The organism is Curtobacterium pusillum, from assembly GCF_007673235.1.
Taxonomy (GTDB): Bacteria; Actinomycetota; Actinomycetes; order Actinomycetales; family Microbacteriaceae; genus Curtobacterium; species Curtobacterium pusillum_C.
The window spans coordinates 1-19108 of sequence record NZ_VDZH01000004.1 but is presented as its reverse complement, the minus strand read 5'-3'; the positions used below and the strand labels follow the sequence as shown (position 1 = coordinate 19108).

The window sequence follows — 19108 nt, the reverse complement described above, 5'->3', positions numbered from 1 at the left end:
TGTCTCACGAATGAGAATCGATGACCGGAGCGGGTGGCACGGCGAGCCAGTCGCCGTGCCCGGTGACGTCCTCGGCGCCGTCGAGTGCCCGAGGCTCGCACAGGAACCCGAGCACACTCGACCCGTCCGCCAGCTCGACGACGCCGATCGCCATCGGCGCCGCCAGCCCCGAAACGAAGTCCGCGAACCCCGCGCGCGGGAACGCCCAGCGCTCGCCGACGATCGAAGCGCCGTCGGCGTCGGAGCGCCACACGCCCGGCTTCGGCGGCGTCGTCGCGAGCCGCGCCATCCGGTACGCCGGGGCGGTCGACACCGTGCCGAGCAGCCGCGCACCCGTCCGGGCGACCTCGTGGTGCAGGGGCTGCCCGGTGCGGTGCGCCCCGAACACGACGAGGTCGACGTGCCCGGCGCCCCAGAACGCCTCGATGGGTCCGGCGTCGTCGGCGAGTCCGGTGCGCACCGCCAGGTCGGCCAGCGCGAGGTCGGCGAAGGCCGGCCCGATCAGGCTCACCCCGGCGGGCGCGTCCCGGGTCGACCCGACGGCAGGCACCGCCAGGGCGCTGAGGTCGAGCAGGTTCACGAAGTTCGTGTACGTCCCGACCCAGGCGTTGACGCCGACCGGGTCGGCGGCGAGCTCCGCGAGGGTGGGGTGTCCCGGAGCGGTCGGGAGCAGCAGCGCGTCGACGGAGTCCCACAGCGCCTCGGAGCTCGCCCGGACCGCGACGAGCGCCTGCTGGTCACGGACGAGGTCGACCGCGGCGAACTCCCGCGCCGGCAGGACGATCCGGGCGACGGTGGGGTCCGCACGGTCGCCGAGGTCGGCGAGCCGGTCCCCGAACGCCTGGGCGCGCTCGGCCAGCAGCGCGCCGCCGTAGAGGAGGACCGCGACGTCGACGAGCGGGGAGACGTCGAGCTCCACGACCTCGGCGCCGCTCGCCCGGACGGCCGCGACGGTGTCGTCGTACGCCGCCCGCCAGGCCGGGGACATCGGCGTGAGGTCCTGTGGACGGGCGACGCCGACGCGCGGCGCGGCACCGGTCACGCGGGCGGCGAGCGGTGCATCGGCGGGCCACGGCCGCGGCGAGCCGGCAGCGGCGATGACGTCGGCCGCGACGACGGCCGTGGCGAGGTCGGCGGCGAACACCGAGACGGTGTCGTAGCTCGGCGACGCCGGGACGACGCCGTCGACGGGGAACACGCCGAGCGTGGGCTTGATCCCGACGACGTGGTTGAACGCCGCCGGCACCCGGCCGGAGCCCGCGGTGTCGGTGCCGAGTGCCACGTCGACGATGCCGTGCGCGACGGCGAGCCCGGACCCGGCGCTCGACCCGCCGGAGACCCGGGTGGCATCGCCGGCGGCGTGCGGCACCCCGTACGGCGAGCGGGCGCCGACGAGTCCGGTGGCGAACTGGTCGAGGTTCGTCTTGCCGACGACCACGGCTCCGGCTGCTTCGAGTCGGGCGACGGTCGGTGCGCTGACGTCCGGCGTGTGCAGCACCTCCGGCGACGCCGCGGTCGTGGGCAGCCCCGCCACGTCGATGTTGTCCTTCACGGCGACGGTCCACCCGGCGAGCGGGAGGTCCTCGCCCGCCGCGCGGCGTCCGTCGATCCCGGCGGCGAGTTCGCGCAGCTCGTCCTCGGTGCGGAGCGTGATCCAGATCTCCGGCTGGTCGACCTCGGCGAGGCGGGTCAGCGCGTGCTCGACCGCGGCGGTCGCGGCACCGGTGGTGGGTGTGGTGGTCGTCATCGGTGGTCCCATCGGGTGATCAGGTCGGTGTAGTCGGCGACGGCGCGGTGCAGGGCGTCGACCGCGACGGACTCGTCGCGGCGGTGTGCCAGGTCGGTCTGTCCCGGACCGAGCAGCACCACGCGGTCGCAGCCGAGCGCGCCGGTCAGCACGGCGGCGTCGGTGAAGTACCCGACGACGCGGTCGTCGGGTTCGATCCCGAGTCGGACGACCTCGGGGTCGTCCGGGTCGAGCAGCACGGCGGGCAGGGCGAGTTCGGGCTCGACCGCGGCGAGGTCCGGTTGCTCCCGCCACCACGCTGCGGGGTCGGCGAGCGGGTCGGTCGTCCGCAGGTCGACCCGGGCCCACGCGTGGTCGGGCACGACGTTGACGGCCGTCCCGCCGCCGATCGTCCCGACGTTGAGCGTGTCCCACCCGGTGCCCTCGGCTGCGGCGCGGTCGAGCACCCGGGTGAGCCCCGAGATCGCGTTCCGACCGAGGTGCGGGGCACTGCCGTGCGCTGCCACGCCGTCGGTGACGACCCGCAGCCACGTGACGCCACGGTGGCCGCGGACCACGCGTCCGTCGGTCGGTTCCGCGACGACCAGGAGGCCCGTGTCGAGTCCGTCGAGCAGGGTCGCAGCGTCGGCGGCGCCGCGACTGCCGGTCTCCTCCTCGACGGTGAACAGTGCGGCCACGGCGCTGCCGGCCGGCGCGGCGTCGAGCGCCGCGACGATCGCGGCGACGCCGCCCTTCATGTCGGTGGTGCCCCGGCCCCAGACTCGTCCGTCCGTCAGGTCGCCGGAGAACGGCGGCCGCGCCCAGGCGTCGGGATCGCCCGTCGGGACGACGTCGACGTGGCCGGTGAACACCATCGGCGGGCCGGTCGGGACCGCCGGCACGACGGCGACCGCCCGCAGTCCACCGTCCGGCCCCTGCAGCGTCCGGACCCGGTACCGGTCGTCGAACGACCCGAGCAGCAGCTCGAGCACGTCGGACTCGCCGGGTGAACCGGAGACCGAGGGGATGCGGACGAGGCGGCGGGTGAGGTCGACGACGTCAGTCGACACGGTGCGTCTCCAGCGCACGGATGACCTGGATGCCCCGCTGCTCGAGCGCGTCGGCGGTGTCGTTCGGGCCGACGGCGTCGGTGACGACGGTGGTGACGCCGTCGAGCGTGGCGACCGGGGCGAAGGAGACCTGGCCGAGGTGCCGGCCCTCGCAGAGCACGATGACGTGGTCCGCGCTGCCGATCATGGTGGCCTTCAGTCGCGCGTCGGTCTCGTCGAAGTCGGTCACCGAGTCGCTCTCGGCGCTGATGCCGGCGACGCTCACGACCGCGACGTCCCAGCGGTGCGCGCGGAAGAACTGCTCGGTGGCGGAACCGTGCAGGCTCAGCTCGCCGGCCTTCAGCTCGCCGCCGGGGACGAGCAGGTGGATGTCCTCCTCCTGTCCGAGGACCTCCATCACCTGCACGCTCGTCGGTGCGACGAGGGCCTGCAGGTGGCGGCCGCGCATCTCCATCGCGACGTGGTACGCCTTGGTGCCGAAGTCCATCGCCACGTTCGCCTTGCGCGGGATCAGGTCGACGACCGCGCGGGCCATGGCCTGCTTCTCGGCGACGTTCGTGCGCACCCGCAGGCTGAAGGGCGGTTCGAAGCTCCGCCCGGCGGCGAGCACCGCACCGCCGTACACCCGGCGTGCGATGCCCTGGGTGTCGAGGTGGTCGATGTCGCGGCGGATCGTGAGCTCGGTGACGCCGAGTTCGTGGCTCAGCGTGGCGGTCTCGACCTTCCCGCCCTCCTCGAGCATCTCGACGATGCGCAGCAGCCGCTGGTCGCGCTTGTCACCCACGTCGTGCCGCCCCTCCGTCGCCGATCACTGTACCGGCCGCCATCAGCCGAGCTCGGGGTGCACGTCGGACACGCCGAGGATGCGTTCGAGGCGATCACCCAGCGCGAGCAGCTCGTCGTCGGCGCCGTAGCGGCCGACGACCTGGATGCCGACGGGCAGGCCGGTCTCCGGGCCGAACCCGGCGGCCATCGCGAGCACCGGGTGCGCGGACGGGACGAGCCGGCAGGCCAAGCGCTGCCAGAGGAAGTACCGGTCGAACTCGGTGCCGTCGACCTCGGTGACCCACTTGTCGCCCGCGTCCGGAGCGACCACCGGTGCGCCGGGGACGACGAAGGCGTCGAAGCCCTCGAGCAACGTCGCCATCTCGGTGTACGCGCGGTACCGGCGGTCGAGTGCGGCGATGATCTGCCCGGACGGGTAGCCCGACGCCTCGGTGACGTTCCGGACGAAGTCGTCGCGGTACGCCTCGGGGTGCTCGATCGGGTCGGTGCCGAGCAGGGCGAACCAGCCGAACAGCTCGATGGTCTGCCAGGTCTCGTCGAGTCCCTCGGTGTCGATCGCGACGTCGACGACCTCGACCCCGGCGGCTTCGAGCGTGGCACGGGTGGCGGCGTGGGCGGCCCGGACCTCGGCGGAGATCGGCAGCCCGCCGAGGTCGTCGCTCCAGGCGATCCGGATCGGGGTGGTCGTGACGTCCCCGAGCTCGGTCGCCACGGCGCGGCCGGCGGAGAGCGGTGCGAGCTGGTCCGTGCCGGACATCCCGGTGAGCAGCAGCGCGACGTCGCGGCAGTTCCGGGCCACCGGGCCGTTCACCGAGTGCGGCTCCCACGAGGTCGCTCCCTGCGCGGCGGGCACGAGGCCCGGGGTGGTGCGGAGCCCGACGGCGTTGCAGAACGACGCCGGGTAGCGGAGGCTGCCGCCGGAGTCGGACCCGTCGGCGAACGGGAGCATGCCCGCCGCGACGGCAGCGACGCCGCCGGTCGAACCGCCGGCGTGCCGGGACAGGTCGAAGGGGTTGCGGGTGATGCCGAAGACGTCGTTCCAGGTGACGGTGCCGACGCCGAACTCCGGCGAGTTGGTCTTGCCGATGACGAGGGCACCGGCGGCGCGGAGCTTCGCGACGTGCGGGGCGTCGGTCGGCATCGGACCGCGGTCGGCGAACGCGCGGGACCCGCGCGAGGTCGGCATCCCGGCGACGTCGACCAGGTCCTTGATCGCGATCGGCAGGCCGTGCAGCGACCCGAGCGCCGCACCCGAGGCACGGTGCGCATCGGCCTCGGCGGCCAGGGCGAGTGCCTCGTCGCGCGGCAGCCGGTAGACGATCACGTTCACGGCGTCGTTCGTCGCCTCGATGCGGTCGTAGAACGCCGTCATCACCTCGACCGCGGTCAGCGAGCCGTCGGCGATCTGGTCGCGGAGGTCCGTCGCGGTCCGCCAGTGCAGCGGGGTGGCGGTGGCGGTCGGTTCGGTGGCGGGGATGGTCGTCACGGAGTGCTCCTGATCGGTTCGGTGGGACGGAGTCCGGGGGCCGGGCGGTGGAAGGGGAGGTCGAGGACGTCGGCGGCGACGACGAGGCCGTCCTGTCCGACGACGGTGAGCAGGGCGAGGACACGGGTGCTCCGGTGCACGCGTCGGGTGTCCGGGCCGAGGTGGAAGCGCACGGCGGTGGTGCCGGAGGTCGGGACGGTCACCGACTGGGACCCGACCTCCACCCAGGCGGTCGCCGCGGCATCCTCGTCGGTGATCGTGGCGTGCAGTTCGACGAGCACGCCCCCGTCGTCGGCGATCGTCGCGACCCCGTCGAGGACGGCGCTGCCGTGCGTGCGGTCGCCGGGCCGGCGGCCGGCGGACGGGGCCGCACCGGGGGAGCGCACCGCGCCGAGGGCGACCACCTGTGGGAGCGGCGGGCGCGTGCGCGGGGCGAGCCGTGCCTCCAGGGCGTCCGCCATGTCGACCAGGTGCGTGTCCGACCAGGCCGGGCCGCAGATGGTCGCGCCGACCGGCATGCCGGTGTCGGCCATCGTGCCCATCGGGATCGTGACGCTCGGGATGCCGACGCGGCGGAGTACGTGGTTCGTCGTCGAGAAGACGGCACCGTCCGCCCAGGCCGCACGGGCGGCCACGGGGTCGACGTCGGCGTCGTACGGGCCGACGTCGGAGTTCGCGGGGAAGGCGAGGACGTCGATGCCCTCCTGTCGGAGCCACGCCTCGAAGAGCTCGCGGCGGGCGCGGTCGAGTCCGGCGACCGCGGGCCCGACGACCGCGCGGACCGCGTCGTCGGGCAGGGGTGCGTCGCGGGTGATCGCCGCGAAGTCGAAGACGTCGCGACCGGGGTGGAGCCGGCCGTTCTCGACCGCGTCGACGGCGTACGGCGGGTCCGGGCGGATCGCGCCGGGGGCGAGGGCGGAGAGCGTGACGGGTTCGACGGCGTGGTCGTCGAGGAACCGCTGCCAGGACCACGTCACGAGTTCGCGCAGTTCGAACGCGGTCCAGCCGGCATCGAGGTGGCCGCTGTCCTCGAGCGAGGGGGCGGTGCCACGGCCCTCGTACGCCTCGACGAGCGGGAACCGGACGCGGACGACCCGGGCTCCGGCAGCGGTGAGTTCGCGCTCCAGGGCGTCCCAGCGTGCGCGGATGCTCGGCCGGAGCGGGATCGGGGACGGGACGTCGTCGGTGGCCCTGACCCCGGGTGCCGGGACGTACAGCGTCGGGACGCCGACGACCAGTCCGTCGAGGGGTGTCGGATCGGCGCCGGGCGTGCGGGTGCGGAACCGTGCGGCGACGGTGTCGGCCGCCGACACGTCCACCGTGTCCTGCTGCCGCCAGACGTCCCGGTCGTCGGGCCCCGCGATCACCGCGAGCACCTCGCGCAGGTCGGCGACGGTGCGGGTGTGCGGCACGACCACGTCGCGGTACGGGTGCAGCGGCCAGTTGCCGGCACTCGGCACCACGCCCCACGACGGCGTGTACGCCACCAGTGCGTTGTTCGACGCGGGGGACCGCCCGGAGGACACGGTCTCCTCGCCGAGGCCGAACGCGCAGAACCCCGCGGCGACGGCGACACCGCTGCCGATCGACGACCCGGAGTGCCACGCGGCCGCGAGCCACTCGGGGGAGTACGGGCTGCGGGTGCGGCCGTAGAGTCCGGCCTGGCCGCCGCCGATCGCCATCGGTGGCATGTTCGTCTTGCCGACGAGCAGGGCGCCGGCGGCGAGCAGGCGCTCGACGACGACGGCGTCGGTGCGGGCGACGGTGTTCGCGAACGCGGGGGACCCGGCGGCGGCGGTCAGACCGGCGACGGCGAAGCTGTCCTTGACGGTGAAGGGGATCCCGTGCAGCGGCCCGAGCGGCGCCGAGGCCCCGGCCGCGGCTGCGGCCCGTTCGGCATCGCTCGCCGCCGCGCGCTCGAGCAGCCGCGGGTCGAGCACCGGGACCGCGCCGAGGCGGGGGCCGTCACGGTCCAGCCGGGCCACCCGTCGGAGCGCGTGCTGCGCGAGGGCGAGCGCCGTGGTGTCGCCACGCTCGAGCCGTTCGCGCAGGGTGGCGATGTCGCTGTCCAGCATCGCGGGCCTCCAGGTGCCGTGGGGGAAGAAGGGGAGGGTGCGGAGCGGGCGGACCCGCTCCGCACCCGGGGTGGGACGGGTCAGCCGAGCTTCGAGCAGTCCGAGGTGTAGAGGTACTTCGCGACGTCGGCGTCGTCGACGTTGTCCTTCGTGACGAGCTTCCACGGCGAGTACACCGTCTGCTCCTTCACGTCGGAGGCCTTCGTGTCGCCCTTGACCAGCTTCGCCATGAGCTCGGTGGCGTCGTAGCCCTCGGTGTACGGGTCCTGCGCGACGAGGGCGTCGTACTCGCCCTTCTTGAGCGAGGCGACCTGGTTCGACGCGGTGTCGTAGCCGACGTGCACGATGTCGTCGTCGCCCGAGGCCGAGATGGCGTTCGCCGCACCGGTGCCGGCGCCGATGTTCGTCGAGAAGACGAGCTTGACGTCGGAGTTCGCCGACAGCTGCGACGAGACGGTCTGCGATGCTTTCGCCGAGTCGCCGCCGACGTACTGGATGTCGAGCGCGGTGAGCTTGCTCTCCTTCTCGATGGCGTCCTTGAAGCCCTTGGCGCGGTCGGACTGCACCTGGTTGCCGGGGGAGTCCGTGACGATGACGACCTTGCCGGTGGTGAGCTTGAAGTCCTTGATCGCCTGGACCGCCGCGTCGTACGACGACTGATAGTTGTCGGTGCGGATCGACTGCACGTAGTCCTTGTTGGACAGGAACGAGTCGGGCATGACGAGCGGCTTGCCGGAGTCGGTGTACGACTTCAGGGTCGAGTTGAACGCGGTGTTGTCCCACACGGTCAGCAGCAGGCCGTCGGGGTTCGTCGCGAGCACCGACTGCAGGACCTGCATCTCGGCGTCGGTGGTGGTCTCGGGGGTGCCCTGGATCTTGAGGGTCACGCCCTCCTTCTCGGCGGCGGCCTTCGCACCGCAGTACATGGTGCCGTAGAACTCGCCGGTGGACTCCGGGGTGACCATCGCGATGGTCTTCTTCGCCGAGGACGAGTCGCCGGAGGCGGCGCTCGAGCCGGTGGAGCAGCCGGCGAGGACGACGGCGATGCCGAGCGCCGACGCGGCGGCGAGGACGGAGGTGGTCTTGGAACGGAACACGGGGGTCTCCTAGCAGGGAGGGGGTGGACAGGAGGTGGTGCCGTGGAGCGGGTTGGGGTGGGGCGGGGGTGGAACGGTGGGTTCCTGGACCCGGGCGGCTCGACGCAGGGTGCGCCGTGCCTCCCGGCCGGATCGGAGCGACCGCTAGGTCGTGCGCCGGTTGCGGCTGCTGCGGTCCAAGCTGACGGCGACCAGGAGCATGGCTCCGATCGCGATGGTCTGGTAGAAGGGCGACAGGTTGATGATCACGAGCCCGGACTGCAGGATGATCGCCAGGAACGCGCCGACGATCACGCCGAGGAAGTTGATCCGACCGCCGGTCAGTGCGGTCCCGCCGATCAGGGCGGCGGCGATCGCGGCCATCGAGTCGTTCGTGTGCCCGGAGATGTTCGTGGTCGAGTAGCGCGCCAGGTCGATGAACCCGGCGAGTCCGGCGAGCCCGGCCGACAGGACGAAGATGCCGATCGTGTTGACCAGGGTCTTGATGCCGACGCGACGGGCGGCCAGGAAGTTCGAGCCCATCGCCAGCGTGTGGGTGCCCCAGGCGGTGTACCGGTAGAGCGCCCAGATCACGGCGAGGATCACGAGCCCGACGATGGTCGGGACCGGGAAGGCGCCGACCGTGGCCGATCCGAACCCGGCGGCCAGCTCCGCGGGGATCCCGACCAGGTTCACGCCCTTCGTGGCGACCTGCGCGATGCCGGTGGCGAGCGACAGCATGCCGAGGGTGGTGACGAGCGAGTTGATCCCGACGACCCCGACGAACAGGGCGTTCACCGCGCCGAGCACCGCGCCGGTGCCGATCGCGACGACCAGTCCGACGAGGATCACCACGCCGACGGGGGAGGACGTGCCCATCGCGATCATCACCTGCCCGGACACGACCGACGACAGGATCAGCACGGCACCCTGCGAGATGTCGATCTGCCCGGCGGACATGAGCACCGCCTGACCGGCCGCGAGCAGGAGCACCTGCGACGCCGTCAGCAGGATGCCGCGGAGGTTCGCCTCGCTGAGGAACGCACCGCTGGGCGAGAGCGTCTGGAACACCGCGATGAGGACGACCTCGACGGCGATGATCTGCACGGCACGGTTCCCGAACACGCGGGCGACGCCGTGCTTCAGGGCGGGCGCCGACCCCATGGAGGTGCTGGCGTTGGGTGCTGCTGCGGTCATGCTGCTTCCTCGTCTCCGACCATCACGGTCATCACGTCGGCCACGGAGAGTCCGGCTGGGCGCATGTCCGCGATGATCGTGCCGTGGCGGAGGATCACGATGCGGTCGGCCAGCTTCAGGACGTTGGGGATGTCGTGCGACACGAGGATCACGCCGAGGCCGTGGTCGGCGGCGATGCGGATCGAGTCGAGCACGATGCCGACCTGCTTCGGGCCGAGGGCGGCCGTCGGCTCGTCGAGCAGGATCAGGTCCGACGCCCACTTCATGGCGCGGGCGACGGCGAGCACCTGACGCTGGCCGCCGGACAGCGACCCGACCGGCAGCCGGACGTCGCGGAGCGTCGAGATGCCGAGCTTCTCGATCGCGGCGCGGGCCTCGGCGTGCATGCGCTTCCGGTCGAGCCAGGGGCCGCGACGGAGCTCGTTGCCGAGGAACAGGTTCTCGGTCAGGGACAGGTGCGGTGCCAGTGCCAGGTCCTGGTAGACGACGCCGACGCCGAGGCGCTTCGCGTCGGCGAGGCCGGACATCGGCTGCCCGCTGACGCGGATCTCGCCCTCGTCGGGGGTGTTCGACCCGCAGATGATGTTCATCAGGGTCGACTTGCCGGCACCGTTGTCGCCGAGCAGGGCGACGATCTCGCCGGCCTGCACGCTGAGGTCGATGTCGCGGAGGGCACGGACGGCACCGAAGTTCTTGCCGACGCCGGAGATGCCGAGCACCTCGCGGGGTGCGGTGGGTGCGTCGCTCATGAGAGGGGTCCTTCCTGCTGGAGCGTGGTGAGCACGGAGTCGTAGGCGTCGAGGAACGCGTCGGCGTCCTCGTGGGTGAAGACGAGCGGTGGGCGGACCTTCAGGACACGTCCGTCCGATCCGACCGCCGAGATGAGCACGTTGCGGGCGCGCAGCCCGTTGACGACGCGGCTCGCGAGCGCGCCGGCCGCGGGTCCGGCCATCTCGACACCGATGAACAGCCCGGCGCCGCGGACGTCCGCCACGAGTCCGGAACCGGCGGACCGCTCTGCGATGCCCTGCAGCAGCGATGCGCCGAGGTCGCGGGCGTGCTCGACGAGCCCGCGCTCCTGCACCTCGTCGAGCACCGCGGTGGCCGCGGCGATCGACGCCGGGTTCCCGCCGAACGTGTTGAAGTAGCGGTGGCCCTCGGCGTACCCGTCGCTGAGCGCCGACCCGAGCACGAGCGTGCCGATCGGGAGTCCGCCGGCGAGCGGCTTGCCGCAGGTCACCATGTCGACGTGGCCGTCGGCCCGGAGGCGCGGGTCGGCTCCCACGGGTCGCGGCGGCTCGGTCGCGGTGTGGCGTTGGAACCCCCACATCGCGTCGCCGGTCCGGCCGACGCCCGGCTGCACCTCGTCCGCGATGACGAGTCCGCCTGCGGCGTGCGTCGCGCGGTACGCCGGCACGAGCATCCCCGGCGCACCGGGGAAGATGCCGTCCGTCGACATGATCGAGTCGAGCAGCAGGGCGGCGAGGCCGAAGCCGTGCCGGTCCAGGTCCGCCGCCGCAGCGGTGATCGCGGCGGCGAACAGCTCGCCGGCGCGGTCGCCGTCCCGGTGCGTGTCCGGCGCCGGGACCGTGCGGACCCAGGGGTGCAACGGCATCGTCGGGCCGTTCTCCGGGGAGAGGCCCGCCAGCAGCCCGGTCGTGCCGTGGTAGGCGTTCTCGGTCACGATGACGCCCTGGTTGCCGGTCCGCCACTGCGCGATGGTGATCGCGAGGTCGTTCGCCTCGGACCCCGAGTTCGAGAAGATCACCCGGTCGAGGTGCTCCGGGTGGGTCTGCAGGAACCGTTCCGCGAAGGCGACGATGCCGTCCTGCAGGTACCGGGTGTGCGTGTTCATCCGCGTGAGCTGCTCGTGCACCGCGGTGGCGATGCGCGGGTTCGCGTGGCCGACCGCCGGCACGTTGTTGTACGCGTCGAGGTACTCGGTGCCGTCGGCGTCCCAGAGCCGCGCGCCGGCACCGCGGACCACGTGGATCGGTCGGGCGTAGAAGAGCGGGTAGATGTCGCCGAGGACCTCGCGGCGCCGGGCGAGGAGTGCCTGGTCGTCCGCCGGCAGGAGTCCGGCGTCGGCCGGGTCGAAGCGGTTCACCATGGCGGTCGCGGCCGGCACCGCGGGGACGTCGATCTGCTGCACGTGGTCACGCGCCTTTCGAGGTGAGGTGGACGGGGGCCGCGGGCAACGCGCCGGTGCGGTCGAGGAGTTCGACGGCGGCGCGGTCGTACCGGAGCACGTAGTCGGCGCGGGCGGGTTCCCGGCGGGCGGTGTCGCGGGCGAGCACGACGGCCTGCACGAATCGGCAGGCCGCGAGGGGCAGGACGAGCGCCTGTTCCACCGCCGACAGGTCGAGGGCGGTGGCGATGCGGTCCGTGTACCGGGTGACGAGCGGGTGCGCGAAGTCGCCGAGCGCGATGGCGAGGTAGCAGGCGGTGACCGCGACGTCGAGCACCCGGGGTGCCTCGACGGCGTCGCCGAAGTCGATGACGCCGCTCACCCGGCCGTCGGCGACGAGGACGTTCGACAGGTTCGCGTCGGCGTGCAGCACCTGCCGGGGCATGGTGGCGAGCGCGGGGCCGAGGTCGGTGCGGTAGGTCGCGACCGCGGCGTGCATGGCGGCGCGGTGCCGGTCGTCCGCGACGGTGTCCACGAGTCGTTCGTGCCGCTCGACCGTCTCGATCGACCAGTCGTTCTCGGTGGGCACGTGGGCCGCGGCGGCGTCGGTGTCGCGCAGGGCCGTGACGAGCGCGGCCTGCACGTCGGCGAGGTCGTCCACGAGTGACGGCCAGAGGTCGACGTCCTCGAGCGGGACACCGTCGAGTGCGGTCATCACGAACAGGTCGCCGGCGTCGGTCGGGGTGACGGCGGTGCCGTCGGCGTCGTGCAGCACGCGGGGGACGGGCAGCGTGGGGTCGTTCGCGGCGACGGCCTCGAGCAGTGCCGCCTGCATCCGGGAGGTCGACGACAGCTTCAGCACGACGGGGCCGCTCGCCGCCGCGACGAGCACGGTGCGGTCGGTCTCGGAGCCGGTGTCGCGCAGTCCGCGGACGCCGGAGACGCCGCGGGCGGTCAGATGCGGGTGGAGGTCAGACACGGGCGTCCGCCTCGGTCGCTCGCGCGGCGGAGGCGGCGCCGGCTGCCCCGTCCACACCGCAGAGGTCCAGGATCATCAGCGCCATCGCCTCGATGCACGTGCGGTACTCGGCGAGGTCGAGGTACTCGTCCGGCTGGTGCGCCACGCTGAGCTGGCCCGGTCCGAACGTGATCGTCGGGACGCCCGCCTTGATCGGCAGGCCCATGTCGGTGTGGCACGTGACGCCCTGCACGACCGGGGCGATGCCGAGTGCATCGAGGGCGGTCTGCGGCGCGACGACCAGCGGGTGCGTGTCGTCTGTCTCGCCGCAGTCGGCGTCGACGAGCCAGGTCACGACGGGCGGGTGCTCGGCGAGCCAGGCGTCGTCGCCGGCGAACTCGCGGACCATCTCCTCGATCTGGGCGCGGACCAGCCCGCCGCCGCCGTGCTCGTCGAGTTCGGCCGGCAGGTACTGCACGTCGAAGCGGATCGTGAACGAGCCCGCCCACGACGACGGGTAGGTGCCGGCGTCGATCTCGGCGACGTTGAGCTGGCAGGGCAGCGGCACGTGGCGGTGGTTCTTCTCCGGCAGCTCCCGCCACCGGGAGTTCAGCGCGTCGACGGCGTCGAGGAGCCGGCGGCCGTACGCGATCGCGTCCACGGCGCCGCCGTCCCGCCAGTCGGGCTGCTCGATCTCGATGTGCCCGCTCTTGCCGGGGATCGTGATCTCGCCCCAGACGATGCCGCGGCACAGCGGCGCGACCTGCAGGCTCGTCGGTTCCGGGATGACGATGCCGAGCTCCGGGCGGTACCCGCGGTGCACCAGGGCGAGGGTGCCCATGCCGCCGGTCTCCTCCTCCGTGACCGAGGCGAAGGCCACGTCGCCGGCGAGCTGCACGCCGCTCGACCGCACCGCGCGGATCGCCGCGAGGGCCGCAGCCATGCCGCCCTTCATGTCGCAGGCGCCGCGGCCGGTGACCCGACCGTCGCGCACCGAGCTCGTGAATGGGCCGTCGGTCCAGCCGGGGCCGCCGGGCACGACGTCGCAGTGGCCGAGGAACATCAGCGCGGGGGAGTCCGACCCGTCCGCGGCGGAGCGGAACCGTCCGACGAGGTTCGGGCGCCCGGTGAAGTCGCGGTCGGCGAAGTACCCGGGCCCGTCGGCGTGCACGGCGAGTTCTGCGGCCGAGGGCTCCCACTGGTCGATGCCGGCGCCGAGTCCCTCGAGGTGGCCGCGGAGGAAGGCCTGGACGGCGCCTTCGCCGCTCACTGCTGCCTCGTCGCCGAACCACGGTCCGACGCTCGGGATGTCGATGAGGTCGCGGACGAGTTGCACGGCGTCGTCGAACTGAGTGCCGACGAGGTCGAGCACCTCGCGTTGTTCGGGGGTGTGGGTCACCGTGTCTCCTGTCGCTGCGTCGAACGTTCACGAATCATGTTCGAGAAGTGACAAACAGCGCCAGCAGAATGATCGTGACGTTACTTTTCTTCACGATCGCGAAACACCGCGGAAACCGACTGAAGCCTGGTTTTGCAGCGCTCAGCCGCGGTGGAGAGCCCCGAGGAACGCGTCGAGCGCCCGGTCGAGGTCCGGCAGGGTGAGCCCGCCGTACCCGAGCACGACGCCGTCCGGAGCGCTGCCCGGAACCACCTCGTACTCCGCGAGTGCACTGACGAGGACCCCGGCCCGTGCCGTCCTGGCCACGACGGCACGCGCGGTCGCCGGACCCGACCACGTCACCACCGCGTGCAGTCCACCGTTCAGGGCACGTGCCTCCAGGCCGGGGACCCCGTCGAGACGCGACGCGATCAGCTCACGTCGGTGCGTGTAGTCCCGCCGGACCCGGCCGAGGTGTCGGCGCAGCGCGCCGGTCCGGAGCAGGTGCGCGAGCGCGACCTGCACGGGCTCGGCGACGACCGGGCCGCGCGCCACCCGCGCAGCCGCGACGGCGTCCGGCACGGCGCCGGGCGGCAGGACCACGTAGCTGCAGCGCAGCCGCGGGTCGAGCGTCTTCGAGAACCCGCCGACGTGCAGCACGACGCCGGCGGTGTCGAGCGCCGCCAGGGCGGGGACGGGGGAGCCGCGGTGCCGGAACTCCGAGTCGTAGTCGTCCTCGACGACGATCGTCGCCGTGTCGGTGGCCCAGGAGAGCAGCCGCTGCCGCCGGGCGACCGGCATGACGGAGCCGAGCGGGTACTGGTGCGTGGGGGTGACGACGACGGCGTCCACCGGCGGGAGTGCGCGCAGGGCGTCGACGTCGAGCCCACCGTCGTCCACGGGGACCCCGACGAGCTCGGCCCCGGCGCTCGTCATCGCACGGCGTCCGGAGCGGTAACCGGGGTCCTCGACGGCGATCCGCGGGGTGCGGCCGAGGTGGTTCCGCAGCGCCTCGACCACGAGCGACAGTGCCTCGGAGGTCCCGCCCGTGACGAGCACGCGGGAGACGTCGGGCGCGAAGCCGCGGCTCAGGCCGAGCTGCGCGACGATCTGCGCGCGGAGCTCGAGCAGACCGGCGGGGTCGGACAGCGCGTTCCGGAGTGGGGCGTCGGCAGCGGCACGCCAGGCCGCGCGCCAGTCCCGGGTGGCGATCGCGGTCACGGCCGGGATCCCGGGCCGGGCGTCGAGCACGGGGGCTGCCGAGGAGGTGTCGCGAGCCGGGGAGGGTGTCGCGCGAGGTGCGGATGCCCCGAGGGTCGCTGTCCGCGGGACCCCCGGAGCCACCCTCGCCGCAGCTCCCTGCCGCGTCCGGATCCACCCCTCGCCGTCGAGTTGCTCGTACGCCGCGACCACCGTGCCCCGCGCCACCCCGAGCTCCGCCGCGAGCGCTCGGGTCGACGGCAGCGCGTCCCCTGCCCCGAGCGTGCCGTCCTGCACCATCGCGCGCACCCGCGCCACGACGCCCGCCGTCTTGCCCGCGCCGGACTGGTCCACCGGAGTACCGCCCATCTGGTCCACGAACCGGACCACTCGCGAACCTAGCGTGGCACGCATGCGCACCACGAGCCTCCCGTCCGACGCCCCCGCCAGCCCCTCGCTCACCGTCCGCCGCCTGCGCGACCGCCAGTCCCACGACCCCGCCGACCTGCGGGCGGTCCTCGACGAGGCGATCGTCGCCCACGTCGGCTTCGTCCGCGGCGGCCACCCGCTCGTCCTGCCGTTCCTCTGCGGCGTCGGCGACCTGGGCGACGGCCCCGTGCTGCTGCTGCACGGCTCCACCGGCGGCGGCCTCTTCCTCGACGCCGGCGCGGCGGGCGTCCCCGTCGCCGCGACGGTCACCCACGTCGACGGGCTCGTCTTCGCCCGGTCGACCTTCGACAGCTCGGCGAACTACCGCAGCGCGATGATCGTCGGGAACGCCACGGTCGTACCCGACGACCTCCGCGCCGAGGCGCTCTGGCAGGTCGCCGACCACCTCATGCCCGGCCGTCGCGACGAGGTGCGCGAGATGACCGCCAAGGAGATCCGCGCCACCCAGGTCCTGCAGCTCCCGCTCGACCGCGCGAGCGTGAAGATCCGCGCGGCCGGTGTCGGCGAGGCCGTCGACGACGGCGAGGACCACGCGGTCTGGGCGGGCGTGCTGCCACTCGCCGTCCGTGCCGGGGCGCCGCTGGCGGGGGACATCTCGGGGGACAGCCCGGTCGACGGGTCGGTGCGTGCGTCGGCGGCTCGCCTCGACGCGCTGGCGGCCGGCCGGGAGGCACGGATCGCCGCCGTCATGCGGCCCACGCCCGCCTGACGGCTGGCCTGGCGAGCCGCGCGGGGTGGCCGACCGGCGCTCGCTGGTGGATCTGAGCAGGCTGCGAGGAACGGGTGAGGCTGTGACGACCCGCAGGAACGCGCCGGGACTGCCCAGCCGGGTTCAGGTTCGTGACCAATACGTTATCCAACCGAGTCGCCTCGTCTCCTGCTCGGGTCGGCTCGTGAAGACCCGGAAGGAACCATGGGACGCCACGCACTCCCCGCAGCACCCGACGCCGCCGTCAGCCCTGCCGTTGCTGATCGCCCGTCCGTCGTCGACACCGGTGCACCGCGTCGTCCCCGCGGTCGCCGCTCCGCGTTCGGCCCGGCCGTCGCCCGCTCGACGTTCGTGGAGCACACCAAGCCGGCCCGCTCCGTGTCGCTGTCGCAGCACCGCCCGCTCGCGTCGACCGCCGGGGCCGGGACCGCCGTGCTGAGCCGTTCCGCCGCGCTCCGCGCCGAGCGTGCGGTGGACCCGCGACACATCCGTCGGGCCGCGAACGCCAAGCGCGCCGCGATCCTCCTCGCACCGGCACTCGCCGTGACCTCGAGCCTGACGTTGTCCGTGCCGGCGAACGCGGCCACCCCGTCGACCGACGCGCACCACGGCACCACGACCTCGCAGCAGGCGCAGGAGTACACCGTCGCCCGCGACGTCCAGGTCCCGGTCGTGTCGACCGACGGCATGACGACCACCACGACGGTGGTGTCCTACCCGACGATCGTGACGAAGTTCGGCGTCAGCACACAGCAGGCCGAGGACGCCATCTCGAAGGTGCTCTCCGCCGGTGGTGACCGCGCGACGATCGTGTCGACGGCGCTGCAGTACATGGGCGACCCGTACGTCGAGGGCGGTGCGAGCCACCAGGGCATCGACTGCTCGGGCCTGACGATGGTGGCGTACGCGGCCGTCGGCATCCCGCTGGTGCACTACGTCCCGACGCAGGACGCCGCCGCGACGACGATCCCGGAGTCCGAGGCGAAGGCCGGCGACCTCGTCGTGTACGACAACGAGGACCACGTGGGCATCTTCCTCGGCGACGGCCTCGTGCTGCAGGCCCCGCACCCCGGCGACCCGGTGGACATCGTCCCGATGTACTCGGCCGCCCACCACTTCGCACGGGTCCTGCCGGCCGGCAGCTGAGCCGGCTCGTGGCCCGGCGTTCCCTCCCGTAAGCTGGAGTGATGGCCCCCGACACCCGCACCCCCTTCGAAGAGCAGCGCTCTGCTCGTCCGCAGGTGCGTCCGCGCACCGAGGGCTGGACCCAGGCGACCGACACCGCCGGCCGACCGCTCCTGCAGTTCGCGTCCCCGAAGAAGGGGAAGCCGCCGGTGCACCTCGCCGACATGACCGTGTCGGAACGCGAGGAAGCCGTCGTGGCGCTCGGGCTCCCGAAGTTCCGTGCGAAGCAGCTGTCGACGCACTACTTCACGCACTACTCGTCCGACCCGGACACGATGACCGACCTGCCGGCCGCCCAGCGCGAGGAACTCGTCGCGGGCATGCTCCCGCCGCTCCTCACCGAGACCCGTCGGCTCGCGACGGACAAGGGCGACACGATCAAGTTCCTCTGGAAGCTGCACGACGGCGCCCTGGTCGAGTCGGTGCTCATGCGCTACCCGGGCCGGATCACCCTCTGCGTGTCGTCGCAGGCGGGGTGCGGCATGAACTGCCCGTTCTGCGCGACCGGGCAGGCCGGGCTCACCCGGAACATGTCCACGGCCGAGATCATCGAGCAGATCGTCCGGGCCAACGCGGCCATCGCCGCGGGGGAGCTCGGCGGTGACCCGCGCAAGGGCGGGAAGGACCGCGTCGACGCCGAGCGGGTCACGAACATCGTCTTCATGGGCATGGGGGAGCCGCTCGCGAACTACAAGCGGGTGATGGACGCCGTCCGGACCATGGTGGCGCCGCAGCCGCACGGACTCGGCATGAGCGCCCGCGGCATCACGGTGTCCACGGTCGGCCTGGTGCCGGCGATCAAGAAGCTCGCCGACGAGAACATCCCGATCACGTTCGCCCTGTCCCTGCACGCGCCGGACGACGAGCTCCGTGACGAGCTCATCCCGGTGAACTCTCGGTGGAAGGCCGACGAGGCGATCGACGCCGCGTACGAGTACTACGCGAAGACCGGTCGTCGGGTCTCGATCGAGTACGCCCTCATCAAGGACATGAACGACCACGCGTGGCGAGCGGACCTGCTCGCCGAGAAGCTCAACAAGCGTGGCAAGGGGTGGGTGCACGTCAACCCGATCCCGCTCAACCCGACGCCCGGCTCGGTGTGGACCTCGTCCGAGGTGCACGTGCAGGACGAGTTCGTCCGCCGACTCAACGCCGCGGGCATCCCCACGACCCTCCGCGACACCCGCGGCAAGGAGATCGACGGGGCGTGCGGGCAGTTGGCCGCGGCCGAGTAGGTCGGTTCGGTCCGCGTTCGGATCGTTGGTTCGTCCGGGAGGCACGGTGCGGGTTCGCACCGTGCCTTCCGTCGTTCCCGGGGTCACGCCGGCGCGGGCGCAGGTGCGAGGTTCCGGGCACGGTGGGACCCCTACCGGGTCGCACACTCGTCGGGACCTCGCACGATCCGCGTGTTTCCGGGCCTCAGGCAGCCGACACGCCCGGGATGTGGGCCGGGTTGGTGCTGCCGTTCACCTCTGCGTAAAGTGATCACTCGTTGCCGCTGAGGCGGAGAACGGAACGGCCGAGACGGTCACCTGGTCACAGACCCGGAGATCTTGTCCGCCACGGTTCTTCCCCGGGCAACGAAAACCAAAAGCCTCTCTGGCGACGCTCGCTTCTGCGAGTCGAGTGGGGAGTGCGTCTGGTCCTTGAGAACTCAACAGCGTGCACATTGTCAATGCCAATT

General features: G+C 72.9%; 15 protein-coding genes. 3 read left to right on the top strand and 12 right to left on the bottom strand.

Annotated features, from left to right (window positions below):
* Positions 1 to 4 precede the first annotated feature (4 nt).
* The 12 genes from atzF to pdxR form a co-directional block, all read right to left on the bottom strand.
* Complete coding sequence (gene atzF, locus FS532_RS11765) at positions 5 to 1747, bottom strand: allophanate hydrolase (RefSeq protein ID WP_144754393.1); 1743 nt, start codon at positions 1745 to 1747, stop codon at positions 5 to 7.
* A complete protein-coding gene (locus tag FS532_RS11760; RefSeq protein ID WP_144754390.1) occupies positions 1744 to 2796 on the bottom strand; it encodes a M20 family metallopeptidase in 1053 nt (350 codons plus the stop codon). Before FS532_RS11760 ends, atzF begins: the two co-directional genes overlap by 4 nt.
* Complete coding sequence (locus FS532_RS11755) at positions 2786 to 3580, bottom strand: DeoR/GlpR family DNA-binding transcription regulator (protein ID WP_144754387.1); 795 nt, start codon at positions 3578 to 3580, stop codon at positions 2786 to 2788. The genes FS532_RS11760 and FS532_RS11755 overlap by 11 nt, the downstream gene beginning before the upstream one ends.
* A 42-nt stretch (positions 3581 to 3622) precedes the next feature.
* Positions 3623 to 5068: an amidase gene (locus tag FS532_RS11750; RefSeq protein WP_144754384.1), complete on the bottom strand. Its 1446-nt coding sequence runs from the start codon at positions 5066 to 5068 to the stop codon at positions 3623 to 3625.
* Positions 5065 to 7143: an amidase family protein gene (locus FS532_RS11745; RefSeq protein WP_144754380.1), complete on the bottom strand. Its 2079-nt coding sequence runs from the start codon at positions 7141 to 7143 to the stop codon at positions 5065 to 5067. Before FS532_RS11745 ends, FS532_RS11750 begins: the two co-directional genes overlap by 4 nt.
* Before the next feature lie 80 nt (positions 7144 to 7223).
* Positions 7224 to 8240 (bottom strand): substrate-binding domain-containing protein, encoded by a 1017-nt coding sequence (locus FS532_RS11740; protein WP_144754377.1) that lies wholly within the window; start codon positions 8238 to 8240, stop codon positions 7224 to 7226.
* Positions 8241 to 8384: 144 nt separating this feature from the next.
* Positions 8385 to 9416 carry an ABC transporter permease gene (locus FS532_RS11735; protein ID WP_144754374.1) on the bottom strand — a complete coding sequence of 344 codons (1032 nt, stop codon included), beginning with the start codon at positions 9414 to 9416 and terminating at the stop codon, positions 8385 to 8387.
* Entirely contained in the window at positions 9413 to 10165 is a 753-nt protein-coding gene (locus FS532_RS11730) for an ATP-binding cassette domain-containing protein (RefSeq protein ID WP_144754371.1), read from the bottom strand. Before FS532_RS11730 ends, FS532_RS11735 begins: the two co-directional genes overlap by 4 nt.
* Entirely contained in the window at positions 10162 to 11568 is a 1407-nt protein-coding gene (locus FS532_RS11725) for an aspartate aminotransferase family protein (protein WP_260852664.1), read from the bottom strand. Before FS532_RS11725 ends, FS532_RS11730 begins: the two co-directional genes overlap by 4 nt.
* Before the next feature lie 4 nt (positions 11569 to 11572).
* The gene (locus tag FS532_RS11720) at positions 11573 to 12523 is read right to left on the bottom strand and encodes a phosphotransferase (protein ID WP_186322012.1); all 951 of its coding nucleotides are present in this window, start codon (positions 12521 to 12523) and stop codon (positions 11573 to 11575) included.
* Positions 12516 to 13901, bottom strand: a complete 1386-nt coding sequence (locus FS532_RS11715; protein WP_144754365.1) for an ArgE/DapE family deacylase — start codon at positions 13899 to 13901, stop codon at positions 12516 to 12518. Before FS532_RS11715 ends, FS532_RS11720 begins: the two co-directional genes overlap by 8 nt.
* A gap of 141 nt (positions 13902 to 14042) precedes the next feature.
* Complete coding sequence (pdxR, locus tag FS532_RS11710; RefSeq protein ID WP_186322011.1) at positions 14043 to 15470, bottom strand: MocR-like pyridoxine biosynthesis transcription factor PdxR; 1428 nt, start codon at positions 15468 to 15470, stop codon at positions 14043 to 14045.
* Between the two features lie 22 nt (positions 15471 to 15492).
* Between pdxR and FS532_RS11705 the strand changes: the two genes are divergently transcribed.
* The 3 genes from FS532_RS11705 (at position 15493) to rlmN (ending at position 18659) form a co-directional block, all read left to right on the top strand.
* Positions 15493 to 16239 carry a pyridoxamine 5'-phosphate oxidase family protein gene (locus FS532_RS11705; protein WP_144754359.1) on the top strand — a complete coding sequence of 249 codons (747 nt, stop codon included), beginning with the start codon at positions 15493 to 15495 and terminating at the stop codon, positions 16237 to 16239.
* A 204-nt stretch (positions 16240 to 16443) separates the two neighbouring features.
* Positions 16444 to 17385 carry a C40 family peptidase gene (locus tag FS532_RS11700; RefSeq protein ID WP_144754356.1) on the top strand — a complete coding sequence of 314 codons (942 nt, stop codon included), beginning with the start codon at positions 16444 to 16446 and terminating at the stop codon, positions 17383 to 17385.
* Positions 17386 to 17426: 41 nt separating this feature from the next.
* Complete coding sequence (gene rlmN / locus FS532_RS11695) at positions 17427 to 18659, top strand: 23S rRNA (adenine(2503)-C(2))-methyltransferase RlmN (RefSeq protein ID WP_144754353.1); 1233 nt, start codon at positions 17427 to 17429, stop codon at positions 18657 to 18659.
* The last annotated feature ends 449 nt before the right edge of the window (positions 18660 to 19108 follow it).

Bases quoted from the DNA above. Each gene is read 5' to 3' on its own strand.
- atzF (WP_144754393.1), bottom strand. From the start codon at position 1,747: ATGACGACCACCACACCCACCACCGGTGCCGCGACCGCCGCGGTCGAG.
- FS532_RS11700 (WP_144754356.1), top strand. From the start codon at position 16,444: ATGGGACGCCACGCACTCCCCGCAGCACCCGACGCCGCCGTCAGCCCT.
- rlmN (WP_144754353.1), top strand. From the start codon at position 17,427: ATGGCCCCCGACACCCGCACCCCCTTCGAAGAGCAGCGCTCTGCTCGT.
- FS532_RS11735 (WP_144754374.1), bottom strand. From the start codon at position 9,416: ATGACCGCAGCAGCACCCAACGCCAGCACCTCCATGGGGTCGGCGCCC.
- FS532_RS11745 (WP_144754380.1), bottom strand. From the start codon at position 7,143: ATGCTGGACAGCGACATCGCCACCCTGCGCGAACGGCTCGAGCGTGGC.
- FS532_RS11730 (WP_144754371.1), bottom strand. From the start codon at position 10,165: ATGAGCGACGCACCCACCGCACCCCGCGAGGTGCTCGGCATCTCCGGC.
- FS532_RS11705 (WP_144754359.1), top strand. From the start codon at position 15,493: ATGCGCACCACGAGCCTCCCGTCCGACGCCCCCGCCAGCCCCTCGCTC.